This window comes from Glycomyces sambucus (assembly GCF_900102815.1).
Lineage (GTDB): Bacteria > Actinomycetota > Actinomycetes > Mycobacteriales > Micromonosporaceae > Glycomyces > Glycomyces sambucus.
Genome location: NZ_FNGF01000003.1, coordinates 550,045 through 563,462 on the forward strand (window position 1 = coordinate 550,045; position 13,418 = coordinate 563,462).

A 13,418-nucleotide genomic window follows, 5' to 3' on the forward strand; every position below is an offset into this window, starting at 1 on the left:
GGCCCCGGCGGTGTCCCGTCCGCGCCAACGTGATGCCGACTCGCGTCGGCGTGACCGATTGTCGCGGGGACTGTCGCAGCGTACATTGGCAGCGTGTCCACCGACGGAAACTCCCAGCCCCCGGCCGCGTCCGGCTCGTCGGCGAACCCTCGCGCCGCCTACCAGCGCGTGAAGAAGACGCCCGAGCTGCCGGCCGCCGACGCGGTGCGCCTGCGGATGACGCCGATCGCCGCCATCGGGACTCTGGTGTGGACGGTCGCCCTCGTGCTCACCCAGTTCTTCCGCGACGACCTCGCGGCCTCGGGCCGCGAATGGTGGAGCGCATGCGCCCTCACCGGCGTCATCGTGGGCCTCCTCGGCACCGCCGCGATGGCGGTCGCCGACAAGCGCCACTTCGGCAAGGCCCCGCGCGCCCGCGACTGACGACCAACTGCCGTGGCCGACGGCCACCGTGCACCCGCGGAGTCGGCTCAGCGCGTACGGCGATTCGGGGCGAAGCGGGGACGAGGCCGATCGGCGGGCAGCCCGCCGTTCACCTCTGGGTGAGGAGCCCCGGTCTCAAACGTCCCTCGGGGGTACGACAGTTCTCGGGCCCTGAGGCCGGAGTGTCCCCTGATCGGGGGACTACAGGATCTCGGAGCCCTCGTCGTCGTAGACGATCTCGGACTTCTCGACGCCCTGCGGCGTCGTGTCCACGAACTCGCTGATCTGGGAGTGCGCGCCGCAGCCGTGGTCGGCGGAGACGACGCGGGCGTCCTCGGAGGAGTAGAGGTTCGCGCAGGCGCCGAAGGCGAGGCGCATCGAACCGGCCAGCGGCATGAAGAACCCGCAGGTCCCGCAGCGGGCCGGCGCGGGCGCGGCCTCGGCGATCGGGGCGGTGGGCCCGCGGTCGCCGTCGTACCAGCGCTGCGCGGTCTCGGCGCGGCCCTCGCGGTTCATGACCCGCTCGCGGCCCAGGCCCAGCTCGTAGGCGATGTCCTCGACGGCGTCGTCGTCGGACAGCTGGTAGGCGGGCATGAGCCGGTCGTCGTCGTCATCGGTGGGGAGGACCTCGCCGGTGCCGACCTCGCCGCCCTGGAGGCGGTCGGCCCACGGCACCCACGCGGGGGACCGGAGCGCGTCGGGGCCGGGCAGCAGCGCGGACTCGGAGACGGTGGCGGCGCGGGCGCGCGGGGCGCGGGTGAGCACGACGGCCCAGCGCCAGCCGCGGTAGCCCGGCAGGGTGCACTCGAAGTAGTGGGTGACGACCCGCTCGGACTCGGCCTCGACGCTCAGGTGCTCCCCGATCCCGTCACCGGCCTCTTCGGCGGCCTCGCGGGCCTGGTCGACGGCATCGGCGAGGGCCCGGTCCAGGCGCGGTTTGCGGGTCCGGGTCTTGGCGGCGGCGGTGGAGCTGTCAGGCACGCCTTCAAGCATAGGTCAGCTCGCGGCGGGGACCGGCGGTCGGTGCGGCCGGGTGAGAGGGGAATGCGCCACACCTGAGGCGCGCAGGGGCGGAAATGTCGTACCCCCGAGGGACGTTTGGAACCGGGGCTCCTCACCCAGAGGTGAACGGCGGGCTGCCCTGCGACCGGCCCGGCGGCCCGTCTGCGTCCGGCGCCACGTTCCCTGCGGAGGCCGCGGGGGCCCGCGGGCCGGTACCGTTTCACCCATGCGAATACTCGTCGTGTGCGCGGTCGCCGAGGAGGCGCAGGCCGTCGAGGCCGGCCGCTCCCTCCGCCACGAGCTGGACATCCTCGTCTGCGGCGTCGGCCCGGCCGCCGCCGCTGCCGCCACCGCGCGGACCATCGCCGAGAACAGCCACATGGGCCGCGCGTACGACGTCGTCGTCAACGCCGGCATCTGCGGCGCGTTCACCGGCCGCGCGAAGATCGGCGACGTGCTCATCGCCACCGACTCCGTCCACGCCGAGCTCGGCGTGGCCCTCCCCTGGCGGTTCCAGCCCATCGACGAGATCGGCTTCGGCACCAACCGGATCGGGTGCAACACCGTCCTCACCGTCGCCGTCGAGGGCGTGCGCGGCGAGATCCTCACCCTCGCCTCGATCACCGGCTCCGACGGGCAGGCCGCGAACCTCGCCCACCGGTACCCCGACGCGGTCGGCGAGGCCATGGAGGGCTTCGGCGTCGCCACGGCCGCCCAGCAGGCGGGCCTGCCGTTCGCCGAGATCCGGACCGTCTCCAACTTCGTCGGGGACCGCAACGTCGAAGGCTGGGACTGGGGCTCGGCCCTGAAGTCCCTCACCGCCGCCGTCAGGGAGCTGTAGGCAATGGTCGCACTGGGAATCCCGTTCGAAGGCGATGCGCGGCACGACGGCACGACGTCCAGCGCCACCGCGGTCGGCGCTTCGGAGGGCGGCGCGCTGCACCTCGCGCACTCGCCGTGCCCGAACGACACCTTCATCTACCACGCGTGGACCTCGGGCCTCATCGACGGCGCCCCCGCCACACGGCTGACGTTCGCCGACATCGACGTCACCAACTCCGCTTGCGCTCGAGGCGAGTTCGACGTCGCGAAGGTCTCCTACGCGGCCCTGCCGCACCTCGGCCCCGAATGGCGGCTGCTCCCCGCGGGCGGCGCGCTCGGGCGCGGGTGCGGGCCGCTGGTCCTCACCGGCCCCGGCGGGCTCGCGGACCTCGAAGGCCGCAAGATCGCCGTCCCCTCCGACCGCAGCACCGCGTTCCTCCTGTTCAACCTGTGGCTGCGCAACCTCGGGAGCCCCGAAGTGGTTGTCGAGGTCGTGCCCTTCGACCAGATCATGCCCGCGGTGCGCGAAGGCCGCTACGACGCCGGGCTCGTCATCCACGAGGCCCGGTTCACTTACGGCGAGTACGGCCTCCGCTCCATGGTCGACCTCGGCGAATGGTGGGAGGGCAGCACCGGCGCCCCGATCCCGCTGGGTGCGATCGTCGCCAAGTCCCACCTCGACACCGACGCGATCACCGCCGCGATCCGCGCCTCCCTCGACCACGCCTGGGCGCACCCCGAGGACAGCCGCGCGTACATCGCCGAGCACGCCCAGGAGATGTCCGAAGAGGTGTGCCGCAAGCACATCGAGCTGTACGTCAACGAGTTCTCCCGCGACCTGGGCGACGAGGGGCGCGCCGCGGTCCGGCGCCTCCTCGGCGGCGCCGCCGAACTCGGGCTCGTCCCCGAGCTGGGCATCGCGATCCCCTAGCGCCCGAGGACGGGTCGCGCTTCGTGGCCGCGCTGTCACCCGGACGGTCCGGACCGTTCGGTTCACGCCACGCTAGGCTTGACGGACGCAGCAGTAGCCGGCAAGAGAGAGAAGTTCGAGGTTCAGCGGTGCCCAGTGGTCGAGTGAAATGGTTCGACGCCGAGAAGGGATTCGGATTCGTCTCCCGCGACGACGGCGGCAAGGACGTCTTCGTGCATCGCGACGCGCTCCCCGAAGGCGTGGAGGAACTCGCCAAGGGGACGAAGGTCGAGTACAGCATCATCGACACGCGCCGGGGCGTCCAGGCCATGGGCCTGCACGTGCTGGCCGCCCCGCAGGCCGGCGCCACCGCGGTCCCCGAGTCGCCGAAGCGCTCGCCCGAGGAGCTCAACAGCCTCCTCCAGGACCTCATCGGCGTGCTCGAACAGCAGGTCATGCCGCCGCTCTCGCGCGGACGCCGCCCCGACCGCAAGACCGGCGCCAAGATCGCCGAACTCCTCCGCGCCGTCGCCACCGACCTCGAGTAGCCGGAGCCGCCAGTCCGGGCGAGGGCCCGGGACGGCGCCGACCGCGAGCGTCCGGTCCGCACGGTGCTCCTAGGCGGAGCGGATTTCGAGCCGCCGGTCCAGGCCAAGGTCCGGGACGGCGCGCAGCGCCGCACGGTCCGCCTATACCGGCCCGAATCCGTGGAGGACTCGCGACTCCCCGCTTGTCGGACCCTTGGGGCAGGGTTGTCGACCGGGGGCCCATTGGTAGGGACATTTCCGTTATATCCGTGGAAAACGGCACGACGCGTGTGCCGGGATAGGCTCGTGCGGTGACCTCTCAGGCGACTCCCCAAGCAGCCCTTGCCGCGTCCGGCGCGGTCGACGCGCTGCTCGCGCGACTCGCCGCGCTGCCCTCGCTCATGGTGGCGTTCTCGGGCGGCGCGGACTCGGCGTTCCTGCTCGCGGCCGCCGTCCGGGCCCTCGGTCCCGAGCGGGTCGAGGCCGCCACCGCCGTCTCGCCGTCGCTGCCGCTCGCCGAACTCGACCGGGCGCGCGCGTTCGCCGAAGGGCTCGGGGTCGCGCACCACGCGCCGGCGACGGACGAGCTGTCCCGGGAGGGCTACCGCGCCAACGCCGGGGACCGCTGCTTCTTCTGCAAGACCGAGCTGATGAGCGTCGTCGGCCCGCTCGCCGCGGCGCGCGGGATCGGCGCGGTCGCGACCGGGACCAACGCGGACGACCTCGCGGCCGGGTTCCGGCCGGGCATCCGCGCGGCCGCCGGGGCAGGGGCGATCACGCCGCTGGCCGACGCCGGGCTCACCAAGGCCGAGATCCGCGCCGCGTCGCGGGCGTGGGGACTGGCCACTTGGGACAAGCCCGCGGCGGCGTGCCTGGCGAGCCGTATCGCGTACGGGGTCGAGGTGACGGCCGAGGGGCTGCGCCGGGTCGCCGAGGCCGAGGAGGCCCTGCGCGGCGCGTTCGGCGAGGCGTCGATCCCGGTGCGCAACCTGCGGGTGCGCGATATGGGCGGCGGTGCCGCACGGGTGGAGATCGACGCCGAGCTGGTGGCCGAGGTGGCGGCGCGGCCGTCACTGCTGGAGGCCGTGACGGGCTTCGCGGAGGTGCGGCTGGACGCGCAGGGGTTCCGGTCGGGGGCGATGAACGAGCTGCTGCCGGATCCGGAGCGGTACCGCTAGCGCTGGGCGGGTGGATATTTCGGCATATTCCCGAAATGTTCCGAGTGATGGGCCCCCCGTTCAACAACCCTGACGTATGGGTGTGACAGGGGTTGAACTGCGGCGCAATGCGATTCAGACTCGGGTTGGGGTTGGGGTTGGGGTTGGGGTTGGGGTTGGGGTTGGGGTTGCGGTTGGGATTCGGGTCTGCGTTCAGGTCATGGAGCGGAGGCACCCGGTAGGGCCGGCGGCGATCGTCAGTGGAGGATGAGTCCGGAGGCCCCACCGGGTCCATAACCCCTCGGGAACCCCTCATTCCCCGAGGACTTCACCGTGGAGTACGAGACTGGGCGGGCCCTGTACCGAACCTGGCAATTCCCTGATACAGGGGTGTTCGACCCATAACGGGTGGTGCGGGTTGCACCGGCACGAGCCCGTCCCAACCCTCCCCAATCGACGATGCGGCGAGCGCGGGCGCGGGAGGGATCGGCGCGGGCCGGGCCCGCCCCGAGGTGGCACCGCAGCCGGTCGGACGGGGCCGCACCGGCGCAGACCCGCCGTGCCGCAAGCGGACGGGGTGCGGGGCGTGTAGAACTGTCGGGTGGAGATCTCCGGGTGCGTCAGCGTGTACCAGGCGGGCTGCGCCACCGGGTGCGGCGAGCCGCTGGCGGCCTCGTGCGATCCGGGCGGACCGTGCAACGCCTGCGCGGCCGCGTGCGGCGGGGCCACCGACCCCGGACCGTTCCACTCACTTCTCCTGGGGGCCTTCGGATTCGGACGGTTGACGCCGGAACGGCTGGAGCGCGCCCGCACCGGTCACCGCCCGGGCCCGCGGCGGTTCGGGCTCCGGGCCATCGCCTGGTACCGCCGGTTCCTCTCCCCGCGCGTGCAGGTCCAGTGCCGGTTCGTGCCGAGCTGCTCGGGCTACGGGTACCGGGCCGTCTCCCGGTACGGGCTGTCGGCGGGCGGACGCCTGGCCGCCGCGCGCGTCCTGCGGTGCCGGCCGGGCGTGACCCGAGGCACCCGTGATCCGGTTCCCGGCCGCTGAGGCGCCCGTTAAGATCCAGGTCATGAGTGACTCGAACCTGGTGGGCCGCGAGAGCGCCCCCGCCCAGAAGGCCGCCAAGACCCGCTCCCGTCCGGTCAAGCCCGGGCACCTGGAGATCGGTGAGTTCACCTCCGGCCACATCGGCGCCTCGTCGCCGTTCGGGACGTCCGCGTTCCCCGTGCCGGTGAGCACCGTCTACTACGAGCACTCCGGTCCGGTCCCGACCCGCCACCTTGAGGACGAGCGCCACTAGCTCCCTCCGCGCGCACCGAAGCCCTCCGCACCGCGGGGGGCTTCTCGCGTCCGCAGGGGCTTCTCGCGTCTCCGCCGGGTGTGGCGATCCGGACGGCGCGGTGAGCCGGACGGCGCGGCGAGCCAGAAGATGACGCGATGATCTTGACTCGGCGTGCACCGGTCGAGGGTCGTTGCTCGCCGACCACGCCGCTCGCCGCGAAGCGGCCATGCCGCCGTACTGCCGCGCTGCCGTACTGCCGTACTGCCGTGCCGCCGTGCCGCCGTGCCGCCGTGCCGCCGTGCCGCCGTGCCGCCGCAACGGATTATCAGGATCTTGTAAGGAAATTTCATAGATGGTATGTTCTTGCGCACACGGGGTGCGTCACCCGTCACTGGACGCCCCCCGAACCCCCCGATCGACCCCCGGAGGATGAAGCGCAATGCCGCGTACCGCCCGAACAGCGGCGGGAGTGCTGGGCGCCGCCCTGGTACTCACCGCCTGCACCGGCCCCGGCGACCCGCCCGACGACGGCTCCTGGACCGAGGAGCCCGCCGACGCGCAGCTCGCCGCCCTCGCCCAGGCCCCCTCGGACGAGGCCGAGCAGTTCTACTTCGTCATGACCGACCGCTTCGCGGACGGCGACCCTTCGAACAACACCGGCGCCCTCGACGGCGACGCCGCGACCACCGGCTACGACCCGACCAAGCGCATGTTCTACCAGGGCGGCGACCTCGCCGGGGTCGAGCAGCGGCTCGACTACATCGAGGGCCTCGGCACCACCGCGATCTGGCTGACCCCCGTGGTCGTCAACCAGCCCGTGCAGGTCTCCGAGACCTGGACCGGCGCCGGCTACCACGGCTACTGGGGCACCGACTTCACCGCCGTCGACCCGCACCTGGGCGACGACGCCGAACTCCAGAGCCTCATCGACGCCGCCCACGAGCGGGGCATCGAGATCTACCTCGACGTGGTCGTCAACCACACCGCCGACATCATCGAGCCCGCCGAGGACGCGACCGGGTACGTGTCCAAAGAGGATTCACCGTACACCGACGCCGAGGGCCGGGCCTTCGAGGACGCGAACTACGCCGGGTCCGACGAGTTCCCCGCCGTCACCGTCGAGGGATCCGCGTACACGCCCGTTCTCGAAGCAGGAGAAGAGGACGCGAAGTCCCCCGCGTGGCTCAACGACCCGACGATGTACCACAACCGCGGCGACTCGACCTACACCGGCGAGTCCTCCACGTACGGCGACTTCTCCGGCCTCGACGACCTGTGGACCGAGCGCCCCGAGGTCGTGGACGGCTGGATCGACGTCTACGCCGACTGGATCGCCGAGTCCGGTGTGGACGGCTTCCGGCTCGACACCGCCAAGCACGTGAACCTCGAGTTCTGGCCGCAGTTCATGGCCGGGATCAGGAACGCCGCCGAGGCCGAGGGGATCGACTTCTTCGCGTTCGGCGAGGTCTACTCCGGCGACCCGGTGCTCACCAGCACCTATGTGCGCCAAGGGGACCTGGACGCCGTGCTCGACTTCGGGTTCCACGGCGCCGCCACCGGTTTCGCCACCGGCGCCTCCGGGGCCGAGGGCCTGGCGACCGTGTACGAGTCCGACCCGCTGTTCAGCGCCGAGGGCACCGACGCGCTGTCGATGCCCACTTTCGTGTCGAACCACGACATCGGCCGCGTCGGCCGCACCATCGTCGAGGGCACCGACGAGGCGACCTGGACGCAGCGGGCGATCCTCGCCCAGCAGCTCATGTTCCTCACCCGCGGCCAGCCCGTCGTCTACTACGGCGACGAGCAGGGCTTCACCGGCTCGGGCGGCGACGACTACTCGCGCCAGACCATGTTCGCGTCCGAAGTGGACGAGTATCTGGACGACGAGCTCATCGGCACCGACGCCACCCACGCCGACGACCGCTACGACACCACTCACCCGATCTACCAGGCCATCAGCGAACTCGGGCAGCTCCGCCAGGACCACCCGGCCCTCGCGAACGGCACCCAGACCACCCGCGCCGCCGCGGACGGCGTGTTCGCGTTCTCGCGCATCGCCGACGCCGAGGGCGTCGAGTACCTGGTGGCCGTGTCGAACGCGACCGAGGCGCGGACCGTCGAGGTGGAGACCGACTCCGACACGTTCACCCCCGTCTACGGCGACGGCGCGATCGACGCCGCCGACGGCACCGCGCAGATCACGATCCCGCCGCTGTCGGCCGCGGTCTTCCGCGCCGACGACCCCGTCGCCTCCGGTGACGCGCCGGCCGTGACCCTCACCGTCGCCGCCGAGTCCGCGACCACCGCGCACGTCAGCGCCGAGGTCGCGGGCGACCCGCTCTCGCGCGTCGCGTTCGCCGCCTCCGTGGACGGCGGCGACTGGACCTACATCGGGACCTCCCCCGGCCCCGACCACCGCATCGCCTACGACCTCGCTGGGCTGCAAGGGGACCAGAGCGTCGAGTTCAAGGCCGTCGCGGTCGACCGGAGCGGGCGCACCGCGTCCGCGAAAGCGACCACCGCGGTCGCCACGCCCGCGCAGGCCGGCGGCTCGCTCACGTGGGCGAACGTGCACTACAACGGCGACCCCGAGCAGTGGGGCCTGTACGTGTGGGGCGACGTCGCCGAGGAGTCGAGCACCGTCTGGCCCGAGTCGAACCCGTTCAGCGGCACCGACTCCTACGGCTCCTTCGCACCGATCAAGCTCACCGAGGACGCGAACGAGGTCGGATTCCTCGTCATCGACGAGGACGGGGACAAGGACCACCCCGCCGACCGGTCGTTCGACCCGGGCGCGAATCCGGAGATCTGGCTCGATGCCGGGACCGGCGACATCGCGTACTCGCTCGCCGAGGCCAACGGGTACGTCACCGTCCACGCCCCGGACGACGGCACCGACTGGGGCCTGCACCTGTGGGGTGACGCCCTCGCCGACGGGGTCGCGACCGACTGGGACGCACCGCGTCCGCCCGACGGCACCGACGCGTGGGGCCGCTACTGGCACGTGCCTGTGGACGACCTCGACGCCGAGATGGGCCTCATCGTGCACGCCGGTGACACCAAGCTCTCCGACGCCGACGTGCTCCTGACGCCCTCGCGGCTCGGCGAGACCTGGGTGACCGCGACCGGCGCCCACGCCACGCAGGCCGCCGCCGACGGCAAGGCCGTCCTCCACTACCAGCGCCCGGACGGCGACCACGACGGCTGGACCCTCCACACCTGGGAGGGCGCCGCCGACCCCACCGACTGGAACGCAGGGCTCCAGCCGGCGCGCACCGACTCGTTCGGCGCCGTCTACGAAGTGGACCTCGCCGACGGCGCGGAGGCGCTCTCCTACATCCTCCACAACGGCGACGAGAAGGACCTCCCGACCGACCAGCGGCTCGTGTTCGCCGAGTACGGCCAGGAGGTGTGGCTCACCGCCGCCACCGAGGGCTACGTGCGGCCCGCAGGGGCCTCCACCGGCCGCGGCCAGGACCTCGACCTCGCCAAGGAGCAGGCGGTCTGGCTCGACGCCGACACCATCGCATTGGACACGGAGGCGACGGACGGGAAGGTCTTCGAACTCCTCGCCAGCGCCGACGGCTCCATCGCGGTCGAGGACGGCGCCCTCACCGGCGCGTTCGAGACGATCGCGCTCACCCCGAAGGGCGGCCTCACCGAGGCGCAGCGGCGGGCGTGGCCGGCGTACTGGGGCTACCGGGCGTTCGACGTGGACGCGGACGGCGACGCGGTCCGGGAGGCCCTGCGCGGGCAGCTCGTCGCGGTCGAGCGGGACCACACCGGGCTGGCCTGGTACGCGACGGGCGTGCAGGCGGCGGGTGCGATCGACGACGTGTACGCGGCGGCGCTGGACGCGGACCTGGGCGTGGTGTGGAAGGGGAAGAAGCCGCAGCTGTCGCTGTGGGCGCCCACGGCGCGGTCGGTGAGCGTGGAGCTGTTCGACTCCCCTGAGGACACTTCTCCAGAGGTGCACGAGATGTCGTTCTCGGAGCGGACGGGGGTGTGGACGGTGAAGGGCGCGAAGGGCTGGGACCGGAAGTACTACCGGTTCGCGGTCGAGGTGTGGCATCCGGCCTCGCAGCAGGTCGAGTCGTACTCGGTGACGGACCCGTATTCGCTGTCGCTGGCGGCGGACTCGACGCACAGCCAGATCGTGAACCTGGACGATTCGGACCTGAAGCCGCGCGGCTGGGACCGCGAGGATCCGCCCGCTGAGGTCGATCCGGCCGAGGCGCAGGTGTGGGAGGTGCACGTGCGGGACTTCTCGATCGCGGACGCGTCGGTGGACGAGGAGCTGCGCGGCACGTACGCGGCGTTCACGCAAGGCGACTCGGTGTCGGTGCGGCACCTGGCGGAGCTCGCCGACGCCGGGTTGAACTACGTGCACCTGCTGCCGACGTTCGACATCGCGTCGATCCCGGAGACGAATCAGGCCACTGTGGACTGCGATCTGGACCTGATGGCGGCGGACTCGACCGAGCAGCAGGCGTGCGTCGGGGCGGTCCGCGCCGACGACGCCTACAACTGGGGCTACGACCCGCTGCACTTCAACGCCCCGGAGGGCTCGTACGCGACCGATCCCGATGGTGTGCAGCGGATCCTGGAGTACCGGGAGATGGTGGCGGCCCTGCACGACCTGGGGCTGCGGGTGGTGAACGACGTGGTCTACAACCACACCGCCGCGTCGGGGACCGCCGCGAAGTCGGTGCTCGACCGGGTCGTGCCGGGCTACTACCACCGGCTCGACGCGGACGGCGAGGTGTACACGTCGACGTGCTGCGCGAACACCGCGACGGAGCGGCCGATGTTCGACCGCTTCATCGTGGACTCGACGGTGCTGTGGCAGGACGCGTACCACGTGGACGGGTTCCGCTTCGACCTCATGGGGCACCACCCGCGGTCGAACCTGCTCGCGGTGCAGGCCGCCCTGGACGACGACGTCCTGCTGTACGGGGAGGGCTGGGACTTCGGCGAGGTCGCCGGGGACGCCCTGTTCGAGCAGGCGACGCAGGCGAACATGGCGGGCACGGGGATCGGGACGTTCAACGACCGGATGCGCGACGCGGTGCGCGGCGGCGGCCCGTTCGACGCGGACCCGACGGTGCAGGGCTTCGGTTCGGGCGCCTGGACGGCCGACAACGACGGCGAGGCCACCGACGACGAGCTGGCGGCGCTGCTGCACGCCCAGGACCTGGTGAAGCTGGGCCTGGTCGGGAACCTCGCCGACTACGCGTTCACGGCCTCGGACGGGTCTGAGGTGACCGGCGCGGACCTCGACTACAACGGGGCGGGCGCGGGCTACACCGACGACCCGGGCGAGGCGGTGAACTACGTCGACGCGCACGACAACGAGATCCTGTTCGACGCCCTCGCGTACAAGCTGGGGCCGGACACGCCGGGGACCGACCGGGCGCGCATGCAGGTGCTGAGCCTGGCGACGGCGGTGCTCAGCCAGGGCACCGGGTTCGTGACGGCCGGGTCGGAGCTGCTGCGGTCGAAGTCGCTGGACCGGGACTCGTACGACTCGGGCGACTGGTTCAACGCGATCCGCTGGGACTGCACCGGGGCCGAGGGCTTCGGGTCGTCCTCGAACGGGTTCGGGTCGGGGCTGCCGCCGGCGTGGACGACGGAGGCGAAGTGGCCGTACGCGGAGGCCGCGGTGGCGGCGGTGGACGCGCCCTCGTGCGCGGACATCGCGCTGGCGGGCGACCGGTACGCGGAGCTGCTGCGGATCGCGTCCTCGACGGCGGCGTTCAGCCTGGGCACGGGCGAGGCGGTCGCCGACCGCGTGTCGTTCCCGCTGTCGGGGACGGCCGCGGAGGCGCCGGGGGTGATCACGATGCGGATCGACCTCGACGGCCTGGACGACGCGTTCGACGCGGTGACCGTGGTGTTCAACGCCTCCCCGGAGGCGGTGGACCAGACGGTGGCCGAGGCGGCCGGTTCGGGCGCGGGGCTCCACCCGGTCCTGGAGGACTCGGCGGACCCGGTGTTCGGGGAGGCGACGTTCGACGACGCGACCGGGACGTTCACGGTGCCGGCCCGGACGGTGGCCGTGTTCACGAGCTAACGATTTCGATATTGACAGGTCGGTGATACTGGGGATTAGTTTCGGATCCCTGAAACCGGGGCGGGTGCTCACCCGTCCCGGTTTAGCGTCCCCCGGCCTTCACTTTTCTCAGAAAACGCATGGAGACACCGGCGGTGCGGTCCGGATACGATCGGTCCATGACGTACCCCCCGCACGACCCCGGCGCGGTGCCCCCGGGCGCACCGGACCCCTACGGCCAGTCCCAGCCCGCCGCGCCCCCGGGGGGCTACGTGCCGGGCCAGGTCGGGCCCGACCCCGGCTACTCGCCCGGTCCGCCCACGACGCAGCTCCCGGGCGGCTCCCCGTACGACCCGAACGCGCAGTACTACCCGCAGCAGGGCTACGACCCGAACCAGCCCTACCACCCCTACCAGGGGTACGGGCCGCCGCCGGTGCAGGCGACGACGAAGGGCGGCGGCGGGACGGCACTGCTCGTCATCGGCGTGGTGCTGCTCATGGCGCTCGGCGCGTTCGGCGGGTACTGGTTCCTGGGCGACCGCGGCGACGAGGGCGAACTCGCCGGCGCCGAGGACTCGACGACCTCGCAGGAGTCCGCACCTGAGGACGAGGGCGGCGAGACCGGCGAGGAGGCCCCCGAGGAGGAGGCGCCCCTGCCGTCGGGCACGAGCCTGACGGTCACGTCGATCGGGTCGCTCACGCCGATCCCCGAGGGCGATTGGCAGCCGTACTACGGGCCGGGCTACAGCAGCGAGCCGCAGACCGACGCGGAGGCGTACGCGTTCTTCCACACCGAGGAGTGGATCTCCTTCTTCGGGGTGGGCCTGTTCTCGGGCGCGACCGCCCGGTACGACCCCGCCGACCTGAACGCGAGCGCGGCCGGCGCCGCCGAGGTGTGGCTGGACGGCGCGTTCGGCTCCGTGCAGGGCTACGAGATGACCGAGATCGCCTACCAGGACGTGGAGGTCGACGGGAAGCCCGGCGTGCTCGCGACCTGGCGGAACTCGTGGACGTCGACGACGGGCAGCACGGACACGTTCGAGGACACGGCGATCCTGGTGGTCGACGTGGACGGCGTGAACGGGTTCCTGGGGATCGCGAGCGTCGCCCAGTCGGGCACCGACTCGTACCAGTCGACGGTCGACGCGCTCCTGGCGACGGACTTCGACGCCGAGACCGCCTGAGGCACGACAGGTTCCGACAGGGCTCCGGCTTTCGACAGGGCTCCGGCCTCCGGCCGGG

General features: G+C 72.2%; 10 protein-coding genes. 9 read left to right on the top strand and 1 reads right to left on the bottom strand.

Annotated features, from left to right (window positions below):
• Positions 1-93: 93 nt before the first annotated feature.
• On the top strand, positions 94-423 hold the full coding sequence (locus tag BLS99_RS12145) for a DUF2530 domain-containing protein (RefSeq protein ID WP_091049370.1): 330 nt from the start codon (positions 94-96) through the stop codon (positions 421-423).
• 201 nt (positions 424-624) lie between these two features.
• Here the strand turns inward: BLS99_RS12145 and BLS99_RS12150 are convergent, their stop codons facing one another.
• Complete coding sequence (locus BLS99_RS12150) at positions 625-1,404, bottom strand: DUF3027 domain-containing protein (protein WP_218126434.1); 780 nt, start codon at positions 1,402-1,404, stop codon at positions 625-627.
• A gap of 247 nt (positions 1,405-1,651) precedes the next feature.
• Between BLS99_RS12150 and mqnB the strand changes: the two genes are divergently transcribed.
• The 8 genes from mqnB (at position 1,652) to BLS99_RS12190 (ending at position 13,360) form a co-directional block, all read left to right on the top strand.
• Positions 1,652-2,266 (top strand): futalosine hydrolase, encoded by a 615-nt coding sequence (gene mqnB, locus BLS99_RS12155; protein ID WP_091049375.1) that lies wholly within the window; start codon positions 1,652-1,654, stop codon positions 2,264-2,266.
• A gap of 3 nt (positions 2,267-2,269) precedes the next feature.
• Positions 2,270-3,178 carry a 1,4-dihydroxy-6-naphtoate synthase gene (locus BLS99_RS12160; protein ID WP_091049376.1) on the top strand — a complete coding sequence of 303 codons (909 nt, stop codon included), beginning with the start codon at positions 2,270-2,272 and terminating at the stop codon, positions 3,176-3,178.
• Between the two features lie 128 nt (positions 3,179-3,306).
• Entirely contained in the window at positions 3,307-3,705 is a 399-nt protein-coding gene (locus BLS99_RS27645) for a cold-shock protein (RefSeq protein WP_091049379.1), read from the top strand.
• Between the two features lie 290 nt (positions 3,706-3,995).
• Positions 3,996-4,862 carry an ATP-dependent sacrificial sulfur transferase LarE gene (gene larE / locus BLS99_RS12170; protein ID WP_245712234.1) on the top strand — a complete coding sequence of 289 codons (867 nt, stop codon included), beginning with the start codon at positions 3,996-3,998 and terminating at the stop codon, positions 4,860-4,862.
• A gap of 580 nt (positions 4,863-5,442) precedes the next feature.
• Positions 5,443-5,889: a membrane protein insertion efficiency factor YidD gene (gene yidD / locus BLS99_RS12175; protein ID WP_218126435.1), complete on the top strand. Its 447-nt coding sequence runs from the start codon at positions 5,443-5,445 to the stop codon at positions 5,887-5,889.
• A gap of 22 nt (positions 5,890-5,911) precedes the next feature.
• Positions 5,912-6,142 carry a hypothetical protein gene (locus BLS99_RS12180; protein WP_143034777.1) on the top strand — a complete coding sequence of 77 codons (231 nt, stop codon included), beginning with the start codon at positions 5,912-5,914 and terminating at the stop codon, positions 6,140-6,142.
• A gap of 421 nt (positions 6,143-6,563) precedes the next feature.
• Positions 6,564-12,197 (top strand): pullulanase-type alpha-1,6-glucosidase, encoded by a 5,634-nt coding sequence (pulA, locus tag BLS99_RS12185; RefSeq protein ID WP_143034778.1) that lies wholly within the window; start codon positions 6,564-6,566, stop codon positions 12,195-12,197.
• A gap of 158 nt (positions 12,198-12,355) precedes the next feature.
• Positions 12,356-13,360, top strand: a complete 1,005-nt coding sequence (locus tag BLS99_RS12190; RefSeq protein ID WP_091049387.1) for a flagellar basal body-associated FliL family protein — start codon at positions 12,356-12,358, stop codon at positions 13,358-13,360.
• The last annotated feature ends 58 nt before the right edge of the window (positions 13,361-13,418 follow it).